The following is a 22,113-nucleotide window of genomic DNA, read 5'->3' on the forward strand; positions in this document are numbered from 1 at the left end:
GTCATCGATCCAGACGCGGGCGAGCAAGCTAAACTGCGGCACCCGGGATCAGCGGAGCATGGCAGCCAGCTCACCGCCGACTTCAGCGTCTATGGACGAAGGAAGAAGATCAGAAGCTGATGAAACTGCGCAAGGAGGGCCACAATCTCGCGGAGGTCGGCTGAAGGCTCGGGCGATCCACTGGATCGGTGAACGGCCGCTTCGACTCGCTTTCGAAGAACGGTAACCGCGCTCCCTATTCCGACAAGAGGAGGGCTAAGGCCTCCATACGCTGTCATGCTTTTTTCATGTCCGACGTTTCCGGCAGCAGGCATTGCAATCCGTGCCGGGAGTGGTTGGCCGAGGCGGCCTGACCCTCATCTGACCCCGGTCAAAGTCAGACCTCGTGATTCCGCTCGTGCGGTCTTCGATTTTTGTGGAGATGTCAGCATTTTTTGCTTGCTGACCCTATGCTGACCCTGACCCCGCCTTACCTCGCAGGGTCAGGTGGTTCTGTCTTGTTAAGTCTTTGAAGAATTTGGTTGTAGGTGGTGAGCGCGCAGGGATTCGAACCCTGGACCTACTGATTAAAAGTCAGTTGCTCTACCGGCTGAGCTACGCGCTCCCGTGCCCGGCTTGTGAAGCCTGGCGGAGTGGGCGGACATATGCACGCGAGCTTCGCGCCGGTCAACCGAAAAATTGCGCCAGACCAGGATTCTAGACCCTCTCTGGGATAAGGGAAGTCGCAGGCCGCTGCTCCCAGGAGCGAAGCCCGCACCAGCATCCTCCGGCACCCCCGGCCGACCATGCCGGTGCGGCAAAATGATCGCCGAAAGGTGATTGGTGTCGCTGTATACATGCGAGTAAGAAAGCCATCAGCCGAGTGCCGGAGTTCTGAATTTGTCGATTGCCGATGTCTCCATCTGGACCGCCGTTCTTGCAGGCGCTCTTTCCTTTCTCTCCCCCTGCGTCCTGCCGCTCGTCCCACCCTATCTCTGCTACATGGCCGGCGTTTCGGTCGATCAGTTCCGCGGCGGAGATGCTGCGGCGGTCGGCAATACGCGACGGGCGGTCCTGCCAGCGGCATTGTTCTTCACGCTCGGCTTTGCGACGGTCTTCGTGGCGCTCGGGGCAGGGGCGTCGTCGATCGGCCTCCTGCTGAGGCAGTATATCGATCTGCTGTCGCGTATCGGCGGCATCATCATCATCATCATGGGGCTGCATTTCCTCGGCGTCCTTCGCATCGGGCTACTTGCCCGCGAGGCGCGCTTTCATGGGGGCGGCAAGCCGGCGACGCTGTCGGGCGCCTATATCATGGGGCTTGCCTTCGCCTTCGGCTGGACACCCTGCATCGGCCCGGTGCTCGGCACCATCCTTGGCGTCGCCGCGGCGCGCGAGACCGTCGGCGACGGGGCGATGCTGCTGGCGATCTATTCGCTCGGCCTTGCCGTGCCGTTCTGGATCGCCGCCGGCTTTTCCGAGGCCTTCATGCGCTTCCTCATGCGTTTCCGCCGCCATCTCGGTCTGGTCGAGAAGCTGATGGGCGCGCTTCTCGTGCTCGCCGGCCTTGCCTTCGTCTTAGGCTTCATCAGCTCGGTTGCAATCTGGTTCCAGCAGACCTTCCCGATCCTGTCGCAAATCGGCTAAGCAAGGCCGGAAGCCGGACCGGGGGAGAAGATGACGGACATTGCAGGCCTGGTGCTGCCCTTTTTCGGGCTCATCTTTCTCGGTTACCTGACGGCGCGCTTCGTCGAGCACCCCGGCGAGGCGATGGGTTGGCTGAACACCTTCATCGTCTATCTGGCGCTGCCGGCGCTCTTCTTCAAACTGGTGTCGCGCACGCCCGTCGAAGAGCTGACTCGCGCCGACTTCATTCTCACCAGCGTCGGGACGACCTATGTCGTCTTCGTGTTGATCTTTTCGATCGGCCTGTTCCTGCGCCGGAGCACGGTCGCCGAGGCGACGATCCAGGGTTTTGCCGGGGTCTATGGCAATATCGGCTATATGGGACCCGGTCTGGCGCTGCTCGCTTTCGGAGAGGCCGCCGCCGTGCCGGTGGCGCTGATCTTCTGCTTCGAGAATGCCGCGCATTTCACCGTTGCCCCGGCGATGATGGCGCTTGCCGGCGGGCGCAAGCAGAAGCCGCTGTTCCTTGCCCTCGGTATTGTCAGCCGGATCGCCCTTCACCCGTTCATCCTGTCGACCTTCACCGGCGTGGCGGCCGCCTTCCTGGCGCTCGAGCCGCCGACGCCGCTGCAGAGACTGATCGATTACCTCGCGCAGGCCGCCGCGCCCTGTGCGCTGTTTGCCATGGGCGTAACCCTGGCGCTCCGTCCGCTGAAGCGTATTCCCGTCGAGATCGGCTACATCGTTCCGGCGAAGCTCGTGCTGCATCCGGTGCTCATGTATCTGGCGCTGAGCCTGGTCGGCACCTACGACCCCGTATGGATGCAGACGGCGGTGCTGCTTGCCGCCTTGCCGACTGCCACCAACGTCTTCGTGATCGGCCATCAATATGGCATCTGGCAGGAGCGTGCCTCCGCGACGATCCTGATCACCACGCTGATCTCGGTCGCGACGGTGACCGGCCTGCTCTATCTCATGCGATCAAGCGCGCTGCCGGCCGATCTTTTCCCGTAGGCTTTCCTTGAGCGACCGCAGCACGCTGCCTGGATGGATGCCTTCGCGCATCAGCAGGCCCCGCAGCGGACCCGCGGAGGCGATGAATTGCAGGCCCACCGCCCGCAGCGCCTGAATGGGCAGGAAATCCGAGAGCAGCGACCGGTTGAGCAGGTCGACGCTTGCGGTTCGGCTGACGATGTCCATGCGGCGGCGGCCGTCGAAACGATCCCCTGTATCTGCCGCCAGATGCCCGCCGGTCGGGCGGCCGACGAGTTCAACGAGCGTCATCACGTCACGCAGGCTGAGATTGAGCCCCTGCGCACCGATCGGCGGAAAAGCATGGGCCGCTTCGCCGACAAGCGCGGCGCGTCCTTTGCCGAAGCGGCGGGCGGTCATGCCGGATAGGGGAAAGGACTGCGGCGTCCCTTCGGCCGTGACCTTCCCGAGAATCGACTGCATTCGGTCCTCGATGGTGCGCGACAGAACCTCCGTCGGAAGTTTCAGCGTCTCCTCCGCGTCGCGCGGCCTTTGGACCCAAACGAGGCTGGAGCGGTTGCCCGGCAGGGGGACCTGCGTGAACGGACCGCTTTCCGTATGGAACTCCGTCGAAACCTCCTGGTGGGGCAGCTCGTGGCCGAAGTTCAGCACGACCGCCGTTTGCGGATAGGACCAGGAGAACGTTTCGATCCCGGCTGCCTCGCGCACGACAGACCGTCGGCCATCGGCGCCGACGATGAGATCCGCGGTGATCGTTCGCCCGTCCTCCAGACCCACCCGCACCTCGACTTCGCCGAAGTCGAAGGTCATGGCCGGGGCGGTGATCCGCTCGAGCGTCGGCAGGCTCGCTTCGTGCTTTTCGAGGATTTCGAGGAAGGGGGCATTCGGAATATTATAGCCGAAGGCGTCGAGACTCACCTCGGCAGCGCGGAAATTGACCGGTGGCGCTCGCAGAAGCCGCTTGGTGCCATCGATGATGTGAATAGCGACCAGCGGCGCCGTCAGCGGCTCGACCTCGTCCCAGAGAGCGAGCGCCTTGAGGTACTCGATCGATTGGTCCATGAGGGCCGTGGTGCGTCCGTCGGCGATGACCGGCCTCGGCCCGATGAGCGCGACGCGGTGGCCATCGCGGGCTAGCGCGATCGCCGCGAGCGAGCCGGCAAGTCCCGCGCCGATGATGGCAATGTCATGATGTTGCATGGCCGGCACCTTCCGGGGCGGTTGTCCGCCTCCAACTCACTTTCTTGGGTTTGTTGTACCCGCTTAGCCCATTGAAATAAATGGGCTGAATCGGCGCAGACGCATTTGTCGCGTGTCCACAGGACAATTACGCTTGAAGGTTGACGGAGGTGAATTTTGCTGGCGATGCCTCGCAATCGGTGCATATTAACCGCCGAAGGGCCGTCACTCGCGGGTCAGCGGCGGTCCGGCGATGGCGCGAAAGACGAAACGAAGGGATGGGGCGGCATTCGCAGATGAAATTCTTCAACTATAAGCCCGTTCCCTATGCCGAAATCCGCGCCTTTTCGGTGCATATTCTCACGGCATCCGGCTCGTTCCTGGCGTTTCTCGGCGTGGTGGCGGCGGCCGAACACCGTTTCGTCGACATGTTCTGGTGGCTGGGGCTGGCGCTGCTCGTCGACGGTATCGACGGCCCGATCGCGCGCAAGGTTCAGGTCAAGGAAGTGCTGCCGAACTGGTCGGGCGATACGCTCGACAATGTCATCGACTACGTGACCTACGTGCTCTTGCCTGCCTTCGCGCTCTACCAGAGCGGCATGATCGGCGAACCCTGGTCCTTCGTGGCGGCCGGCGCCATCGTCGTGTCGAGCGCCATCTACTATGCCGATATGGGGATGAAGACGGATGAGTATTTCTTCTCGGGTTTCCCGGTCGTCTGGAACATGGTCGTCTTCACGCTGTTTGTCATCCAGGCGAGTGAAGTGACTGCATCAATTGTTGTTTTCCTTTCTGTCGTGCTGACGTTCCTGCCGATCAACTTCCTGCATCCGGTGCGCGTGAAAAGGTTGAGGCCCCTCAATCTCGGCGTCTTTCTGGTCTGGTCGGTGCTGGGCATGTACGCCTTGCTTCTGCATTTCGAGACGCCGCCCTGGGTGTTCCTCGGCGTGGTGGCAACGGGGATCTATCTCTATGTCATCGGTTTTGTTCTGCAGCTTTTTCCCAATCTCGGGCGCACTTAGGAGTTGCTCATGCCACAGGCGATCGTCGTTCGCGAACTCGGCGGACCGGAAGTTTTGAAGATGGAGGGCGTGACGCTCGCGGCGCCCGGACCCGGCGAGGTGCAGATCCGGCAAGTCGCCATCGGCCTCAACTTCATCGACGTCTATTTCCGAACCGGTCTTTACAAATCGGCAACCGGTCTGCCCTTCGTTCCGGGCAAGGAGGGTGCCGGCATCGTGACCGCTGTCGGAGACGGCGTCAGCATGTTTTCCGTCGGTGATCGTGTCGCCTATGCTTCCGCCGACGGCGCCTATGCAAGCGAACGCAACGTCGATGCCTCGCAGCTCGTCAAGGTTCCGGATGGGATCAGCCTCGAAACGGCGGCGGCGATGATGCTGAAGGGGATGACCGCGCAATATCTGCTCAATCAGACCTTCAAGGTCGGACCCGAGACGACCTTGCTCTTTCATGCGGCCGCCGGCGGCGTCGGGCTGATTGCCGGACAATGGGCGAAGGCCCTTGGCGCGACGGTCATCGGCACGGCCGGGTCGCAGGAGAAGATCGATCTGGCGCTCGCCCACGGCTACGACCATGTCATCAACTACCGAACGGAGAATTTCGTCTCCCGCGTCAGGGAATTGACGGGCGGACGAGGCGTCGACGTCGTCTATGACTCGGTCGGTCGCGACACCTATCCGGCTTCGCTCGACTGCCTGAAGCCGCGCGGTCTTTGGGTGAGTTTCGGCAATTCTTCCGGGCCGGTGGATGCGTTCAATATCGGCATCCTGGCGCAGAAAGGGGCGCTCTACGCGACCCGCCCGACGCTTTTCACCTATGTCGCGACCCGGCCGGCGCTGGAGGCGTGTGCAAATTCCCTGTTTGATGTTGTGCAAAGCAACAAAGTGCGTATCAATATCCATCAGACCTATCCGCTCGCCGAGGCCGGCCGAGCGCATACGGATCTCGAAACAAGAAAAACGAGTGGAACGACACTGCTGATTCCCTGATCGACGCCTCAAGGCGCCAGGGGATTTGAAAGAGGGAAAAAGAGGGCAGCGTGCCTGTTAAGGGACAAATTGCGAGCGGTCCGTTGCTGGCCGTGAGCAACCTGACGAAATTGTTCGGCTCGTTCGCAGCCTGCAATGCGATCAATCTGCACATAGAACCCGGAGAAATTCACGCCCTCCTCGGCGAGAACGGGGCGGGGAAATCGACCCTGGTGAAGATGCTGTTCGGCGTGCTTGCGCCGACCGCCGGAGAGATCCTGTGGATGGGCGACACTGTCCGCATCTCCAGTCCCGGCGACGCGCGCAAGCTCGGCATCGGCATGGTCTTCCAGCATTTCTCTCTCTTCGAGGCTTTGACCGTCGCCGAAAACATCGCGCTTTCGATGGATCGCAGCATTTCGCTTGCCCGCGTTGCCGAAGAGGCTTCGCGGCTGTCGCGCCTCTACGGCTTGCCGCTCGATCCAAATGCGCATGTCGCCGATCTTTCCGTCGGAGAACGGCAGCGCATCGAGATCGTGCGCGCTCTGCTGCAGAATCCGCAGCTGATCATCCTCGACGAGCCGACCTCGGTGCTGACCCCGCAGGAGGCCGACCGATTGTTCGAAACGCTGTTGAAGCTGAAGGCGGAGGGGCGCTCCGTCCTCTATATCAGCCATCGGCTCGAGGAAGTGCAGCGCCTTTGCGACCGCGCCACGGTTCTGAGGCACGGCAAGGTCACCGGCGCCTGCGATCCGCGCGTCGAGACGCCGGCTTCGCTGGCGCGCATGATGGTCGGCAACGACGTGGCCGTGGTGACGCCCGAAGGCACGAACACCAAGGGCGACGTGCAACTCGAAGCGCGCCATCTTTTGGTTGCGGCGCGCACGCCGTTCGCGGTTTCCCTGAAGGGCGTCTGTCTCAAGGTGAGAGGCGGTGAGGTGTTGGCGATTGCCGGCGTTGCCGGCAATGGCCAAAGCGAGCTCTTCGACGCGCTTTCGGGCGAGTATCCGGTGGCCGACGATAATGCCGTGCAAATTCGCCAGAAGCCGGTCGGAAGCAAGAACATCAATGCTCGCCGCCTGATGGGCGCCGGCTTCGTGCCGGAGGAGCGGCATGGGCATGCCGCGGTCGCCGCACTCTCCCTTTCCGACAATCTGGTCCTGGCGCGCAATCAATCGGACCGGCGCGCTTTTCTCGGTGGCGGCTTCTTGAAGATCATCCGCCAGGGGGCGGTCAAAGCGGCAGCCAAACGAATTTCCGAGGCGATGGACGTGCGCAAGAGCGGCGAGGACCCGCCGGCTGGTTCCCTTTCGGGCGGCAATCTGCAGAAGTTCATCGTTGGCCGCGAACTCGACCGGCAGCCGGCCGTGCTTATCGTCAACCAGCCTACCTGGGGCGTCGACGCCGGGGCGGCGAGCCGGATCCGCCAGGCGCTCGTCGATCTCGCCAAGGCTGGCTCCGCCGTGCTGGTGATCAGCCAGGACCTCGATGAGATATTCGAGGTGGCGACCGAGATCGCCGTGATCAGCGAGGGGCGGCTTTCCGATCCCTATCCCGCCCGCGAACTCTCGCGCGAGAAGATCGGCCTGCTGATGGGGGGCATGCACGGCACCACGGAAGCTGCGGGAGCGGCACATGCGCATTGAGCTCGAAAAGCGCCCGAAGATCTCGGCGCTGTTTTCCATCCTGTCGCCGTTCATCGCCTTTGCGCTGACCATCGTCTTCGGCGGCATCATGTTCGCGCTGCTCGGCAAGAACCCGATAGCGGCCCTCTACAGTTTCTTTGTCGAGCCGCTGAGCGAGGTGTGGTCGCTGCACGAGCTGGCGATCAAGGCCGCACCGCTGATCATGATCGGCGTCGGCCTCTCCGTCTGCTTCCGCTCCAACAACTGGAATATCGGTGCGGAAGGCCAGTTCATCATGGGGGCGATCACCGGCTCGATCCTGCCAGTCATCTTCTACGACTGGCAATCGCCGCTGGTGCTGCCGCTGATGCTGGTGCTTGGGATGATCGGTGGCGCGCTTTTCGCGGCGATTCCGGCCTTTCTCAAGGCCCATATGAACACCAACGAGATCCTGACCAGCCTGATGTTGGTCTATGTTGCCCAGCTCTTTCTCGACTGGCTGGTGCGCGGCCCCTGGCGCAACCCTAAGGGTATGAACTTTCCGGAAACCCGGACGTTCGGCGCCGACGCCATCCTTCCAGAAATGCTCGCCTCGGGGCGCACGCATTGGGGATTCGCCTTCGCGATCATCGCGGCGATCCTGGTCTGGTTCATGATGCGCTACACGCTGCGCGGCTTCGAGATCACCGTCCTCGGCCAGTCCGAGCGGGCAGGGCGCTTTGCCGGCTTCTCGTCGCGCAAGATGATCTGGTTCTCGATGCTGTTCTCGGGCGCGCTTGCGGGCCTTGCCGGCATTTCGGAAGTGAGCGGTGCGATCCAGCAGCTCAGGCCTGTCATCTCGCCCGGCTACGGCTTCACGGCGATCATCGTCGCGTTCCTGGGGCGCCTCAATCCGCTCGGCATAATCGCTGCCGGTCTGGTCCTGGCGCTCACCTATCTCGGCGGCGAGGCGGCGCAGCTTTCGATCGGCGTGTCCGAAAAGATGACGCGCGTCTTCCAGGGGCTGCTGCTGTTTTTCGTGCTGTCCTGCGACACGCTCATTCATTATCGGATCCGACTGGTCAGGGAGAGATTCGCGGCGCTCAAGACGGATGAGGCGCGCTGATGGGTATCGTCGAAGCAATCCTCCTGAGTGTCATCACGGCCGCGACGCCGCTCGTCCTTGCCGCAGCCGGCGAGCTTGTCGCCGAGCGGTCGGGCGTGCTGAATCTCGGCGTCGAGGGCATGATGATCATGGGGGCGGTCTGCGCCTTCGCTGCCACGCAGCTGACCGGTTCGCCCTACCTCGGCGTGCTCGCGGGTATCGCCGCCGGCGCGTTGTTCTCGCTGCTGTTCGGTTTTCTGACGCTGACGCTCGTCGCCAACCAGGTGGCGACCGGCCTCGCGCTGACGCTGTTGGGCCTTGGCGTTTCCGGCATGCTGGGTGAGAGTTTCCTCGGAATGCAGGGCATCAAGCTGCAACCGATCGCCGTTCCGCTTCTGTCGCAAGTTCCGTTTGTCGGGCCGCTCATCTTCCGGCAGGACGCGATCTTCTATCTGTCGATCGCGATCGTCGCGGGAATCCATTGGTTTCTGTTCAGAACGCGTTCGGGGCTGAAGCTGCGCGCCGTCGGCGACAGTCACGGTTCCGCCCATGCCCTGGGCGTCGACGTCATCCGAACCCGCTACCTGGCGGTGCTTTTTGGCGGCGCCTGCGCAGGACTTGCCGGCGCGCAGCTTTCGCTGGTCTATACGCCGCAATGGGTCGAGAACATGTCGGCCGGCCGCGGCTGGATCGCGCTTGCCCTGGTGGTCTTCGCATCCTGGCGTCCCTGGCGGGTGGTTGCCGGCGGCTATCTGTTCGGGGCCGTTTCGATCAGCCAGCTTCACGCCCAGGCCTTCGGCATCGGTATACCCTCGCAGTTTCTTTCGTCGCTTCCCTATCTGGCGACAATCGTCGTACTCATTCTGATATCGCACAACCGGCGGATGACCCTGATCAACACGCCGGCATCGCTCGGCAAACCGTTTGTGCCGGACCGGTGAACAACAACCAGACGGAATACTCGAACCGACAGAGGTCAAAAATGAAAAAACTACTCCTCGCCCTCGCAACCACGACTGCGGTGCTCGGCTTTGCATCAGTCGCAAGCGCCCAGGAAAAGGCCAAGATTTGCTTCGTCTACGTGGGCTCGAAGACCGATGGCGGCTGGACGCAGGCGCATGACATCGGTCGCCAGCAGGTCGAAAAGGAACTGGGAGACAAGGTCGAGACGCAGTTCCTCGAAAACGTGCCGGAAGGGCCGGATGCGGAGCGCGCCATCGAGCGCCTGGCGCGTTCGGGCTGCGGTCTGATCTACACCACGTCCTTCGGATTCATGGACGCAACGGTCAAGATCGCCCAGAAATTCCCGGACGTGAAGTTCGAGCACGCCACCGGCTACAAGACCGCACCGAACGTCGCGACCTATAACAGCCGCTTCTATGAGGGCCGCTACATCCAGGGCCAGATCGCCGCCAAGATGTCGCAAAAGGGCGTTGCCGGCTACATCGCCTCCTTCCCGATTCCGGAAGTGGTGATGGGCATCAACGCCTTCGTCATCGGCGCCCGCTCGGTCAATCCGGACTTCAAGATCAAGGTCGTATGGGCGAACACCTGGTTCGACCCGGGCAAGGAGGCGGATGCCGCCAAGGCGCTCATCGACCAAGGCGTCGACATTCTCACCCAGCACACCGACACGACCGCTCCGATGCAGGTTGCGGCCGAACGCGGCATCAAGGCCTTCGGTCAGGCATCCGACATGATCGCCGCCGGTCCGAAGACCCAGCTGACGGCGATCGTCGACACCTGGGGCGCCTATTACGTCAAGCGCACCCAGGCCTTCCTCAACGGCAAGTGGGAGACGACGTCGAGCTGGGACGGCCTGAAGGACGGCATCCTGACGATGGCGCCCTACACGAACATGCCCGATGACGTGAAGGCGATGGCGGAAGCGACGGAAGCGAAGATCAAGTCCGGCGAACTGAAGCCGTTCACCGGTCCGCTCAACAAGCAGGACGGCACGGCATGGCTCAAGGAAGGCGAATCTTCCGATGACGCCACGCTCCTCGGCATGAACTTCTATGTCGAAGGCGTCGACGACAAACTGCCGCAATAAAGCGGGAAGGGCATCGGCCTTTGAAGTCTCTGCAAACCCCACGCAAAGGCGTGGGGTTTTGTCCTTTACGGTATCGGCAATGCGGCACGGGAACCGCGTCCGATGGGCGCCGGGAAGCCTACGTCGGACTATCGGGAATCGTATATTCGATCTACTGTTATGTGAGCTTCTGCTCTCGGAACGAGAAGCAGGGCGACGACATGAAAAACAGCGCCTGCCGCGGCAAGGAGGCACTCTTGGAGGGGGACGGGGTGAACAAGAGCCTGCTTGATACGGTCATTATCCAGGACACCGAAGCGAACGAGCCATGCGCAGGTCGTGGATCAACTCGGCAAGGCGATCGTTTCGGGAGAATTTCCGGTCGGCAGCATTCTTCCCGGCGACCCTGAACTGGCACTCCGGTTCCGTGTGTCGCGCACTGTTTTGCGCGAGGCGATGAAAACGCTTGCGGCGAAGGGCATGATTGTCCCCCGTGCCCGCATCGGAACGCGCGTGACACCCAGGAAAGAGTGGAATCTCTTCGACGCCGATATTCTGACCTGGCATTTCGCATGTGGGGTGGACGAGGATTTCCTTTATCATCTGAGCGAGGTGCGGCTCGCATTCGAGACGCACGCGGCTGCTTTGGCCGCGCGCAACGCGACCGATGCGGAAATTGCCACCATGATGCGGCTTGCGGTTGCCATGGGCGACGCAAGTCACACGGCTGAAACGCTGGCAGTGGCCGACCTGAAGTTCCATCTCTCCGTTCTCGAAGCATCCGGAAATCCGTTCCTCAGAACGGTCGGCGGTCTGATCGAGGCGGCCTTGGTCGGCGTGTTCAAATTGAGTTCGCCGACTGACGAAAAGGGCGGCATAGACGAGGTGGCTCGCAACCACATCCGCATCGTCGAGGAGATCGGCAGGAGGGATGAGGTTGGCGCGCGGCAAGCGATGGAATACGTCATCAAATACGGGCGTGATCGAATCCAGAAAGCCTTCCATCCGGAGCAGAGCGGCAAGAACTGACGGCGCGGCTGCGCTGTACAACCGCTGCTACGTCCGCGGAAGCCGCAGATCGCCAGACTGGCCTTGCCCGCACAGCCGCCGTGGCCTATCTGAGAGAACAGTCGTTTCTCATCTGCCGACTTCCCAAGAGCGGTGAACGGAGCCTATGTCCGAGCTTTTTGTCATTCTTCTTCTGCTTCTGGTCAACGCTTTCTTTGCGCTCTCGGAAATGGCGATCGTTTCGGCAAGCAAACCCTTGCTGCGTCAGATGGTCAAGCAGGGAAACCTTCGCGCCGAATATGCTCTGCGGCTTGCCGAGGAGCCTGGCAAGTTCCTGTCCACAGTCCAGGTCGGCATTACGCTCGTCGGCATCCTGGCCGGCGCCTATGGCGGCGCGACCATCGCGGCGAAGCTTGCACCGGTCCTGGACGAGATTGCCTGGATAAACCCCTATGGCAATACGGTTGCCGTGGCCCTTGTCGTCACGCTCATCACCTTCCTGTCGGTCGTGATCGGCGAGCTCATCCCGAAGCAGCTGGCGCTCAGGAACTCGGAAGGCCTGGCGATTTTTGTTGCACGGCCGATGACCTTGCTTTCGCGGATAGTCGCGCCGGTTGTCTATCTTTTCGAGACTGCCGCTCGCCTGGCGATGCGCCTGATGGGCATGCAGGCCGAGGATCCCGATCACGTCACCGAAGAGGAAGTGCATGCGATCATGGCCGAAGGCGTGGAGAGCGGCGCGATCGAGAAGAGCGAACACGAGATGCTGCGGCGCATCATCCGGCTCGGCGACAGGAACGTCAAATCGATCATGACACACCGCACGGAGGTGAGCTTTATCGACGTCAATGACAGCCTGGAGACGATCGGTCGCAAGATTCGGCAGTTCGGCCATTCCCGTTATCCGGTCATCGAGGGCCCGGCCGGCGACGTGATCGGAGCGGTGCTGGCAAAGGAAATCCTCAACGCCACGATCGCCGCGCCGTTCGATATCCGCAACTATGTCCGCGAGATTCTGACGCTGCCGGAGACAGCCTCGTGCCTCAAGGCTCTCGAAGCCTTCAAGGCGTCGAGCGTCAACATGGCGATGATCGTCGACGAGTACGGCAGCACGGAAGGCATCATAACGACCGCCGACATCCTGGAGGCGATCGTCGGTGTCATCCCGTCGAACTACGACGATATCGAGCACGCCCATATTCGTGCACGCGAGGATGGCAGCTATCTCGTCGATGGTCGGACGCCGATCGATGAAATTCATCTTCAGATCGGCATCGAAGGCATCGATATGGATGGCGATTTCGAGACGATCGCGGGTTTCCTGGTGCAGCAGTTGCGCAAGACTCCGGAGGAAGGCGATTGCGCCGAGGCGCACGGATATCGCTTCGAAGTGCTCGACATGGACGGCCGCCGCATCGACAAGATCCTTGTCAGCCGCCGCGCCGAAGAACATTCGGCCTGATGGAAGGAAAAGACCGGGCGACGCCTCAGCCCGCACGAGCGTTACGACAAATGCTCGTTGCGGCCAGTCTCAGGCCGGATCCCGAAGCTTGAGAACGGTGCAGTGGTCTCCAGGCGCCGCGGCCGGCGTTTGTGGCGGGCGAACGATCAGGCCGTCCGACTGCGCGAAGACCTTGGTCATCGACGAGTCCTGGCGCGGGAAGGGGTGCGCCAGCAGCGAGCCGTCCGGCTCGCGGGAGAGGCGCGCCCGAACATAGTCCTGGCGGCGGTCGTTGGCAGGCAACGGCGCGGCGAGCTTCGCCGAGATTAGCCGCGAACGGTGCGGAAGATGTGCAAGCTTACGCGTCAACGGCTCCAGGAAGAGCAGGGCGCAGACGAGACTCGAGACCGGATTGCCGGGCAGTCCGAGCACCGTCATGCCGGCGAGATCTCCGACCATCAGCGGCTTTCCCGGACGCATGGCAATACGCCAGAAATCGAGCGTCATACCGCAGCCGAGGAGCGTCGATTGCACGAGATCATGGTCGCCGACCGAGGCTCCCCCGAGCGTGACGAGCACGTCGGCTTGAGCGGCCTGCGCCTTTGCGACCGCAGCGGCAATCGCAGACTGGTCGTCACGAACGATGCCGAGATCCAGTATGTCCGCGCCATTTTCGCGAGCGATCGCCGCAACACCAAAACTGTTCGAGGCGATGATCTGGTCGGCCCCGGGCAAACTGCCGGGCGGCAGCAATTCGTCACCCGTGGCGAGAATTGCGATCTTTGGACGGAGGAAGACCGGCAGGCTCGCTTGGTTCATACTGGCGGCCAGCGTCAGCCGGCCGGCATCGAGGACGCTTCCGGCATGGAGTGTGATCTCACCCTCTTCGAAGTCCTGTCCCGACAATCGGATATGGCGGCCCTTCGCCGGCGCGAAAAGGGTGCGAATCCGATTGCCCTCAAGGCGCTCGATATCTTCCTGCAGAATGACGGTATCGGCGCCGTCCGCGAGCGGCGCGCCGGTGAAGATGCGTACCGCTTCGCCTGGCCCAACTCGGCCTCGAAATCCGCGTCCCGCCGCCGATTGCCCGATCACCGTCAGTTCGGCGCCGACATCGGCGATGTCCTCGTGGCGGACGGCATAGCCATCCATGGCGGAATTGTCGAAAGGTGGGTGCGTGAGCAGAGCTCCGGTGTCCTCGGCAAGCACGCGGCCGAGGCAATCATGCAGCGCAAGCCGCTCCGTGCTCAGCCGCGGCCGGGCCAGGGCAAGTACCCTTTCGAGGGCCTCTTCGACCGGGAGCAGCGACATCAGCCCTGGTCTCCATCCCGGCGATAGTCGCCGGATCGCCCGCCCGATTTGCTGACGAGGCGAATGCCGCCGATCTCCATCTCGCGGTCGGCGGCCTTTGCCATGTCGTATATCGTCAGACAGGCTATGCTCACCGCCGTCAACGCCTCCATTTCGACGCCCGTCCTCCCCTTGAGCTTCGCCATTGCCTCGACGCGCAGACCTGGCAAGGCATCGTCCGGCGCGATATCAACGGAGATCTTGGTCAGCATCAGCGGGTGGCAGAGCGGAATGAGGCTCGACGTCTGCTTGGCAGCCATGATGCCGGCGAGCCGGGCCGTGCCGATGACATCGCCTTTCTTGGCGTTGCCTTCGAGGATCAGGGCCAGCGTCTCCGGTTGCATCCGGACAAAGCCTTCGGCGACGGCGACACGCACCGTCTCCGCCTTGTCGCCAACGTCGACCATATGGGCTTCGCCGGCACTGTCGATATGGGTGAGGCGCGGGCCGCTCATCACTCGGCTGCCAGAGCGCTTCCGGAACCGGTCAACAGCGCGCGCGTTGCCGCCCCCACGTCGTCTTTTCTCATCAGGCTTTCGCCGACGAGAAATGTCATGATGCCGCTCTTTTCGAGGCGCTTGCAGTCCTCATGCGTGAAGATTCCGCTTTCGCCGACCAGCAGGCGATCGGCCGGGACCATCGGCGCGAGCTGTTCCGAAACGGCAAGATCGACCGCGAACGTCCTCAAGTTGCGGTTGTTGATGCCGATGAGGGGAGACGACAGCCGCAGCGCTCGCTCCATTTCCTCCGCGTCATGCACCTCGACGAGCACATCCATGCCGAGCGCAAACGCCGCGTCTTCGAGACGGTGTGCATCGTCGTCGGTGAGCGATGCCATGATCAGCAGAATGCAGTCTGCGCCCCAGGCGCGCGCTTCGAAGACCTGGTAGGTATCGAACATGAAGTCCTTGCGCAGCGCCGGCAGCGAACAGGCGGCCCGCGCCGCCGTCAGAAATTCGGGGGCGCCCTGAAAACTAGGCGTATCCGTCAGGACCGAAAGGCAGGCAGCCCCGCCCGCCGCATAGGCTTTCGCCAGCCCAGGCGGATCGAAATCCGGGCGAATCAATCCCTTCGATGGACTGGCCTTCTTGATTTCGGCGATCAGACCGAATTCGCCTTTCTGGCGGCGCGCCGCAAGCGCGGCGTGAAAGCCGCGCGGCGATGACTGATCGGCGATCCGCGCCCTCAGCGCGTCGAGTGGAACGCGCGATTTCGCGGCGGCGATCTCCTCACGCTTGTAGGCCTCGATCTTGCGCAGAATGTCCGTCATGTCTTCTCCTCAGGCGGCGTTGGAGACGGTGATCAGCCGCTGCAGGGCGGTCTTGGCAGCGCCGCTCGAAAGCGCTTGGCGCGCGACCTCCATGCCTTCGACGAGATCCTTGGCGCGTCCGGCTATCATCAACGAAGCGGCAGCGTTCGCAAGGGAAATGTCCCGGTAGGCATTCTCCTCGCCATCGAGCACCGCCTGCAATGCCGCCGCATTATGCGCCCCGTCGCCTCCCTTCAAGGCATCGAGCGTGGTGCCCGCCAGACCGAAGTCTGCCGGCGTCAGCTCGAAACTGCGGATCTTTCCGTCCTTCAGCTCGGCAACTTTGGTCACGCCCGTCGTGGTGATCTCGTCCAGTCCCTCGCCGTGTACGACCCAGATGCTCTCGGAGCCGAGATCGCGCAGGACTTCCGCGAGCGGATCGACCCACTGCGGCGCGTAGACGCCGACGAGCTGCCGTTTGACGCCGGCCGGATTGGAGAGGGGGCCGAGGAGATTGAAGATGGTTCTCGTGCCGAGTTCGACCCGCGTCGGACCCACATGGCGCATCGCCGAATGGTGCTGCTGGGCGAACATGAAGCCGACGCCAGCCTCGCGGATGCAGCGGGCGATTGTGTCCGGTCCGATATCGAGCTTGACGCCAAGGCAGGAGAGCGCATCGGCCGTCCCGGACTTCGAGCTCAGAGCCCGATTGCCGTGCTTGGCGACCGGCACTCCGGCGCCGGCGACGATCAGCGATGCCAGCGTCGAGATATTGTAGGTGCCGGCACCGTCGCCGCCCGTTCCGACGATGTCGATCGCGTCCTGAGGCGCTTCGACCGGCAGCATACGCGCCCGCATCGCGCTGACGGCGCCGACGATCTCGTCGACGGTCTCGCCGCGCACCCGCAGCGCCATGAGGAAACCGCCGATCTGCGACGGTGTGGCGGCTCCGGACATGATGATCTCGAAGGCCGCTCGCGCGTCTTCGCGGCTCAGTGCCTCGCGTGCGGCCACTTTTGCGACGAACGGCTTCAAATCACTCATGCGTTGTTCCTCGTCCGTCAGCGTTGCGCCAATGCCTGCTCGGCAAGCGTCTGGTTGATCGATACGCCATAGACCGACTGCAGCGTTGCGACCATCTGATCGAGTATGTCGTCGCCGCTCGCGCGGGCGATCGCTTCGATCTGGCGGCTGTCGTTGTCGAGCGCATTGGCGGGCGCACTGTCGTCGAGTCCCGTCACCTGCATGAGAATCTGACCCTCGCCGCCCATGCCCGCCGCATTGGCGACATGTCCGTTCGGGCCGCCGAAGGCTGCCGCGATGGCGGCCTGGCTCAAGGCCGCGTCCTGGGTGGAGCGGCTCAATCTGGTCTTCGTTTCGACGACAAGGCCGAGTTCGGTGGCAATGTCCGCGAGCTTCGCGCCCTTCTTGAGCCGATTCTTCAGTTCGGCCGCCTTGGCGGCCAGCGCCACCCGCTGCTGCTCGGCCGTCCAGTCGGCAGCCACTTCGTCGCGAACCTCGTCGAGCGTGCGATCGCGGGCAGGGATCACCTCCTCGAGGTCGAACCAGGCGTAGCCGTCGCGTCCGATATGGACGGCGAGGGTCTCGAGGCCGACCTCGGCCTTGAATACGTCCTGGAGAAGAGTGCGTTGCTCCGGCAGCCCGGTCACGTCGTCACCGTTCTGGTCCTTGCCAGTCGCATCGATCGCGTCGACTGTGGCGAGCTTGAGCTTCAATTGGTCGGCGACCTCCTTCACGGTCGCACCAGCAGCCCGTTCGTCCTCGATCTTGTCATGCAGGCCGACGAGCTGATCACGCGCCACAGACAGCGCGATCTCCTTGCGCAACTCCTCCTTGACTTCATCGAAACTGCGAACGGCTTCCTGGCGGATATTGGTCACGCGCAGGATGACGGGGCCGAAGGCGCCTTCGACGACGGGCGTCACGCCGCCGTCATTGGCGACGGCGAAGGCCGCTTCAGCCACTTTCTGGTCGGGCATCTGCTCCTTGGTGAAATCACCGAGGAGAACGTCCGTAGCGTTCTTGCCTTCGGCCTTGATAAGATCGTCGAAGGAGGTGCCGGCGGCAAGTTTTGCGCTTGCAGCGTCGGCCGCTTCGCGGGACGGAAAGGCGAGTTGCTCGATCGTTCTCGTTGCCGGCGTGCGGAAGCTTCCCTTCCGCTTTTCATAGTCGGCGCGCAGCTCTTCCTCGGTAACCGCGTCGGTCGCCATCAGATCCTCGGGTTCGAGTTTGATGTAGCTGAACTTCCGATATTCCGGAGCGCGATAGTTCGTCTTGTGGCTTTCGAACCAGGGAGCGAGCACATCGTCGCCCGGCGCCTTGACCGGATCGATATTTGCGTTCGAGAGCATCAGGTATTCGACGGTGCGGGTCTCATGCCGGTATTTGCCGACGGCATCGACGAGGATCGTCGGTGCCGCAAACCCGTCCGAGAGCGCATCGACGATTTGCGAGCGAACCGCCACCTGGCTGCGGTTCTTGATGTAGTCCTGCTCGGTCAACCCGGCATTGCGCAGCACGCTCGAGAAGGTCATCCGATCGAATTGGCCGTTCGCGCCGTGAAAGGCGGGGTCCTCGCCGATGAGTCTGGCGAGGCGGTCTTCTGAGAGGCCGAGATTCATGTCTTCAGCGAGCTGATCGAGGGTGGCGCCTGCGACGAGCTGTGAATAGACCTGCTGCTCAACGCCGAAGGCGCGGGCCTGCTGTCGTGTGAGTGGCGTTCCAAGCTGCCGCGAAAGCAGGCTCAGCTGACGCTCGAAGGCAAGGCGGTAGTCGCTCGTGGAGACCTTCACGTCGCCGACCGTCACCACCGCATCGGATGTCCCGGTAACCATCAAGGTCTGACCGCCCCACACCATGAATGAGAGGATGAGAATGGCCAGGAGGCCTTTGACGATCCGCGTCTGGGCGGCGTTTCTCAGGGAGTCGAGCATGGGGGGCAGAAACCTCGTTGCAGTACAGCGGCATTACGGCGAATGATGTCGTTCCTTAGAACAATCCAAATGGGAATTGAAGGCCGATCCGTCGTAAATCGCGATGCCGCGAAGCGGAGGCCCGGGAGATAGACGGCCCGGCGAATTTCGGAGCGCCGTCTGGCGCTTGCGCAAAGGCATCCATCTACGACAAATTGGGGATCGACGCGAACAAGAAAGCGGATGTCGGATTCGTTAGCCGGCAATTGAAATCAATCTGCAAAATTGTCAGCTTCAGGCTGGTCTCTCTATGGTCAACGAGGGGGATTCGTGTCTTCGATATGTCAGAAACTTGAAGCCCGGCGGCCGTTGCGGATGTCCATGCCATGCAATCCACCATCGTAATGGTCAATCTTTTCGGGGCTGTCGCACTGCTCCTGTTCGGTCTTTCGCTGGTCAAGGAGGGAGTGACGCGCGCCTTCGGATCGAGGCTGCGTGCCGGTCTGGCACGCGGAACGAGCGGCTCGCTGCGGGCATTCGCGACGGGCTTGGTTGCGACGCTCGCCCTACAGAGCTCCACGGCCACCGCCCTTATGACGTCATCCTTCGTGGAGAAGGGCCTCGTGAAGTCGCGGATGGCGCAGATCGTGCTGCTCGGTGCCAATTTAGGCACGGCCATGACGGCATGGATCGTTGCGATCGGCATCGGCTGGCTGGCGCCGTTGTTCATTCTCGCCGGCGTGATGATGCACCGAATGAGCCAGTCGAGCGCGCGCCAGGGTGGCGGATTCGCTCTGGTCGGTGTCGGCCTGATGCTTCTGTCTCTCGAGCTGCTCGGCACGGCAACGGAGCCGATGCGTGAGTCCGAGGCTCTGGGAGCCTTTCTGGGCATGCTCGACAACGCCTTGCCGGTCGCCATGCTCATTTCGGCTGGCCTGGCCTTCGCCTCGTCTTCGAGCTTGGCGATCGTCATGCTGGTGCTGTCCCTATCGTCCGCTGGCGTGCTTTCGGCCGGTTTGACCGTCGCGTTGGTGCTGGGAGCCAATCTGGGCGGCGCGATCCCACCGGTGATCGCTACACTCGCTGCGGCTCCTGGCGCTCGGCGTGTGACGCTCGGCAACCTGATTGTGCGCGGTATCGGATGTCTGATCGCGCTTCCGCTTGCCGGTATCAACGCAGAGATGCTGCAGAGCTTACCGCTGCCGCGACAGAACCTGCCGGTCGATGTTCACCTTCTTTTCAATCTGGTCGTCGCGCTGATCGCCTGGCCTTTTGCAGGATTGCTGTCGCGGATGATGAGCCGCCTGATCCCGGACGAAGAGGTAAGCGAGACGGGTCCGCGCTATCTTGATGTCGCGGCGCTCGATACGCCTGTCATGGCGCTCTCCGGCGCGACACGGGAGGTGCTTCGGGTCGGAGACCTCATCGAGGCGATGCTCATCCGGGCATCGTCCGCATTCAACAAGAATGACCTGAGTGAACTCGGCGACATCGGAAAGATGGAAAGACAGGTCGATCTGCTGCAGCAGGAAGTGAAGATTTTCCTGTCACGGCTCGGACGTCACGGGCTGAACGAAGAAGACGGACGCCGCTCGATCGTCATCATCGACTATGCGATCAATCTCGAGCACATGGGCGACATCATCGAGAAGGGCCTTTGCGAGCAGATCCGCAAGAAGGTGGCCAACGGTCTGAAATTTTCCGACGAAGGCTATCAGGAACTGAAGAACCTGTTCGATCTGACCCTCGACAATCTGCGTATTGCCCAGACGATCTTCGTCTCGCGCAATGCGGACCTTGCCCGTCACCTCATCGAGGTCAAGGTCGATGTACGTCACATGGAGAAACGCTCGTCGGAACGGCATCTCGAGCGCCTTCGCGACGGCCTGCTTGAAAGCCTGCAGACGAGTTCGCTGCATCTCGACATGCTCAGAGATCTGAAGCGCGTCAACGCGCACATCGCGTCTGTCGCCTATCCAATCGTCGAAGAGAGCGGCCTTTTGACGGAGAGCAGGCTACGGCCGCAGGCATGATGTCGACGATTACCTGACGCCACGTGGAAGGCGCGGCGGGACTTCCCCGAGATAGAGGAGCCACCATCGCTTTTTAACCGGGTTAACGGGACGTGATTGTGCGATATATGCTTTTCGCAATAATTTGCTGACAGCACGCGTCGAATCGGGCGACGGGCACGCAATTACCCGAAGAATACCAAGGAGAGCAGAGTATGGAACGGACTTGCCTGGCGATCATCCTGGCGGCGGGCGAAAGCACGCGGATGAAATCGGCCACGTCGAAGGTGCTGCATCCGGTGGCAGGCAGGCCGATGATTGCCCATGTCGTCGACGCCCTGGCAAATGCATCCATCTCCGACGTTGCCCTGGTCGTCGGCCGGGACGCGGAGGCCGTTTCGGCTGCCGCGACGACGGGCTCTGCAAAGGTTTCCTCCTTCCTGCAAAAGGAACGGTTGGGAACGGCGCATGCCGTCCTTGCGGCGCGTGAGGCGATCGAAAAGGGCTATGACGACGTTCTCGTCGTCTTCGGCGATACGCCGCTCATCACCGCCGCACCTCTGAAGGCGGCGCGCGAGCAGTTGGCCGAGGGCAATGATGTTGTTGTTATCGGCTTCGAAACCGCGGATCCGACCGGCTACGGCCGTCTGATCGTCAAGGATGGGGAGTTGCTTGCGATTCGCGAGCACAAGGACGCTTCGGAAGAGGAGCGCCGCATCACCTATTGTAACGGCGGGCTGATGGCGATCAGCGGCAGCAAGGCGCTCGATCTCCTCGGCCGCATCGGCAATGCCAACGCCAAGGGCGAATACTATCTTACCGACCTCGTCGAGATCGTCCGATCGTTCGGCGGCCGGGCGATTGCCGTCAAGGCGCCGGAGGAGGAACTGACCGGGTGCAACACGCGAGCCGAACTCGCCTATATCGAGCGTCTTTGGCAGCAACGTCGTCGCCAGGAACTGATGCTGGCCGGCGTATCGATGATCGCGCCCGAAACGGTCTTCCTTGCCTGGGACACTGAGCTCGCCCAGGATGTCCTGGTGGAGCCGAATGTGGTCTTCGGCCCCGGGGTGCGTGTCGAGAGCGGCGCCATCATCCACGCTTTCTCGCATGTCGAAGGCGCTTATGTCCGCGCGGGCGCGACGGTCGGCCCCTTCGCCCGTCTTCGTCCGGGCGCCGATCTCGGTCCGAAATCGAAGGTCGGCAATTTCTGCGAGGTGAAGAAGGCGGAGATCGGCGCCGGCGCCAAGGTGAACCACCTTACTTATATCGGCGATGCCTTCGTCGGAGCCGGCTCGAACATCGGCGCGGGCACCATCACGTGCAACTATGATGGCGTGAACAAGCACGTCACGCGGATCGGCGAAAATACCTTCATCGGCTCGAACTCGTCGCTCGTCGCTCCCGTGGCGATCGGCGACGGGGCGCTCGTCGCCTCCGGCAGCGTGATTACCGAGGACGTCCCGGCCGATGCCGTGGCTTTCGGCCGGGCACGGCAGGAGATCAAGCCTGGCCGGGCTCCCATATTGCGGGAGCGCTACGAGGCCGAAAAAGCGGCCAAAAAGAAGGTCAAAGCTGCCGAATAGTCTCGTTAATCATTGAAACTGAAAGTGA

Annotated in this window: 18 protein-coding genes and 1 tRNA gene; 12 read left to right on the forward strand and 7 right to left on the reverse strand. The window is 62.4% G+C overall.

Annotated elements, in window-relative coordinates; genetic code table 11:
- Nucleotides 1–528: 528 nt before the first annotated feature.
- A tRNA-Lys gene (locus CO676_RS20090) sits at nucleotides 529–604 on the reverse strand.
- A 275-nt stretch (nucleotides 605–879) separates the two neighbouring features.
- Here CO676_RS20090 and CO676_RS20100 point away from each other — a divergent pair.
- Nucleotides 880–1,626, forward strand: a complete 747-nt coding sequence (locus tag CO676_RS20100) for a cytochrome c biogenesis CcdA family protein (RefSeq protein ID WP_041414372.1) — start codon at nucleotides 880–882, stop codon at nucleotides 1,624–1,626.
- A gap of 30 nt (nucleotides 1,627–1,656) precedes the next feature.
- Nucleotides 1,657–2,619: an AEC family transporter gene (locus CO676_RS20105; RefSeq protein WP_097522362.1), complete on the forward strand. Its 963-nt coding sequence runs from the start codon at nucleotides 1,657–1,659 to the stop codon at nucleotides 2,617–2,619.
- On the opposite strand, the gene CO676_RS20110 is transcribed toward CO676_RS20105, so the two are convergent.
- The gene (locus CO676_RS20110; RefSeq protein ID WP_097522363.1) at nucleotides 2,587–3,798 is read right to left on the reverse strand and encodes a UbiH/UbiF family hydroxylase; all 1,212 of its coding nucleotides are present in this window, start codon (nucleotides 3,796–3,798) and stop codon (nucleotides 2,587–2,589) included. The genes CO676_RS20105 and CO676_RS20110 overlap by 33 nt on opposite strands.
- A gap of 275 nt (nucleotides 3,799–4,073) precedes the next feature.
- Here CO676_RS20110 and pcsA point away from each other — a divergent pair, with 275 nt between their 5' ends.
- The 8 genes from pcsA to CO676_RS20150 all read left to right on the forward strand — a co-directional run bounded on the left by pcsA (nucleotide 4,074) and on the right by CO676_RS20150 (nucleotide 12,976).
- Nucleotides 4,074–4,799, forward strand: a complete 726-nt coding sequence (gene pcsA / locus CO676_RS20115) for a phosphatidylcholine synthase (protein ID WP_014764354.1) — start codon at nucleotides 4,074–4,076, stop codon at nucleotides 4,797–4,799.
- 9 nt (nucleotides 4,800–4,808) lie between these two features.
- Nucleotides 4,809–5,786, forward strand: coding sequence for a quinone oxidoreductase (locus tag CO676_RS20120; protein WP_014764355.1), 978 nt, complete (start codon nucleotides 4,809–4,811; stop codon nucleotides 5,784–5,786).
- A 50-nt stretch (nucleotides 5,787–5,836) separates the two neighbouring features.
- A complete protein-coding gene (locus tag CO676_RS20125) occupies nucleotides 5,837–7,411 on the forward strand; it encodes an ABC transporter ATP-binding protein (protein ID WP_097522364.1) in 1,575 nt (524 codons plus the stop codon).
- A complete protein-coding gene (locus tag CO676_RS20130; RefSeq protein WP_097522365.1) occupies nucleotides 7,401–8,495 on the forward strand; it encodes an ABC transporter permease in 1,095 nt (364 codons plus the stop codon). Before CO676_RS20125 ends, CO676_RS20130 begins: the two co-directional genes overlap by 11 nt.
- Nucleotides 8,495–9,415, forward strand: coding sequence for an ABC transporter permease (locus tag CO676_RS20135; protein ID WP_014764358.1), 921 nt, complete (start codon nucleotides 8,495–8,497; stop codon nucleotides 9,413–9,415). The genes CO676_RS20130 and CO676_RS20135 overlap by 1 nt, the downstream gene beginning before the upstream one ends.
- Before the next feature lie 41 nt (nucleotides 9,416–9,456).
- Nucleotides 9,457–10,527, forward strand: a complete 1,071-nt coding sequence (locus tag CO676_RS20140) for a BMP family ABC transporter substrate-binding protein (RefSeq protein ID WP_097522386.1) — start codon at nucleotides 9,457–9,459, stop codon at nucleotides 10,525–10,527.
- A 267-nt stretch (nucleotides 10,528–10,794) separates the two neighbouring features.
- Entirely contained in the window at nucleotides 10,795–11,535 is a 741-nt protein-coding gene (locus tag CO676_RS20145; RefSeq protein WP_179875568.1) for a FadR/GntR family transcriptional regulator, read from the forward strand.
- Between the two features lie 145 nt (nucleotides 11,536–11,680).
- Nucleotides 11,681–12,976 (forward strand): hemolysin family protein, encoded by a 1,296-nt coding sequence (locus tag CO676_RS20150; RefSeq protein ID WP_014764361.1) that lies wholly within the window; start codon nucleotides 11,681–11,683, stop codon nucleotides 12,974–12,976.
- A 69-nt stretch (nucleotides 12,977–13,045) separates the two neighbouring features.
- Here CO676_RS20150 and glp read toward each other — a convergent pair whose 3' ends face one another.
- The 5 genes from glp to CO676_RS20175 are packed head-to-tail and all read right to left on the reverse strand — an operon-like array spanning nucleotide 13,046 to nucleotide 18,508.
- Entirely contained in the window at nucleotides 13,046–14,266 is a 1,221-nt protein-coding gene (glp, locus tag CO676_RS20155) for a gephyrin-like molybdotransferase Glp (protein WP_097522366.1), read from the reverse strand.
- The gene (gene moaC, locus CO676_RS20160) at nucleotides 14,266–14,760 is read right to left on the reverse strand and encodes a cyclic pyranopterin monophosphate synthase MoaC (protein WP_097522367.1); all 495 of its coding nucleotides are present in this window, start codon (nucleotides 14,758–14,760) and stop codon (nucleotides 14,266–14,268) included. Before moaC ends, glp begins: the two co-directional genes overlap by 1 nt.
- The gene (trpC, locus tag CO676_RS20165) at nucleotides 14,760–15,575 is read right to left on the reverse strand and encodes an indole-3-glycerol phosphate synthase TrpC (protein WP_097522368.1); all 816 of its coding nucleotides are present in this window, start codon (nucleotides 15,573–15,575) and stop codon (nucleotides 14,760–14,762) included. Before trpC ends, moaC begins: the two co-directional genes overlap by 1 nt.
- Nucleotides 15,576–15,584: 9 nt before the next feature.
- On the reverse strand, nucleotides 15,585–16,598 hold the full coding sequence (gene trpD / locus CO676_RS20170) for an anthranilate phosphoribosyltransferase (RefSeq protein WP_097522369.1): 1,014 nt from the start codon (nucleotides 16,596–16,598) through the stop codon (nucleotides 15,585–15,587).
- Nucleotides 16,599–16,615: 17 nt separating this feature from the next.
- Nucleotides 16,616–18,508 carry a peptidylprolyl isomerase gene (locus CO676_RS20175; protein ID WP_097522370.1) on the reverse strand — a complete coding sequence of 631 codons (1,893 nt, stop codon included), beginning with the start codon at nucleotides 18,506–18,508 and terminating at the stop codon, nucleotides 16,616–16,618.
- A gap of 365 nt (nucleotides 18,509–18,873) precedes the next feature.
- On the opposite strand from CO676_RS20175, the gene CO676_RS20185 reads away from it, so the two are divergent.
- Nucleotides 18,874–20,520, forward strand: a complete 1,647-nt coding sequence (locus CO676_RS20185; protein ID WP_097522371.1) for a Na/Pi cotransporter family protein — start codon at nucleotides 18,874–18,876, stop codon at nucleotides 20,518–20,520.
- Between the two features lie 194 nt (nucleotides 20,521–20,714).
- Nucleotides 20,715–22,085, forward strand: coding sequence for a bifunctional UDP-N-acetylglucosamine diphosphorylase/glucosamine-1-phosphate N-acetyltransferase GlmU (glmU, locus tag CO676_RS20190; protein WP_097522372.1), 1,371 nt, complete (start codon nucleotides 20,715–20,717; stop codon nucleotides 22,083–22,085).
- Nucleotides 22,086–22,113 lie beyond the last annotated feature (28 nt).

Source organism: Sinorhizobium sp. BJ1 (genome assembly GCF_002531555.1).
Lineage (GTDB): Bacteria > Pseudomonadota > Alphaproteobacteria > Rhizobiales > Rhizobiaceae > Sinorhizobium > Sinorhizobium fredii_B.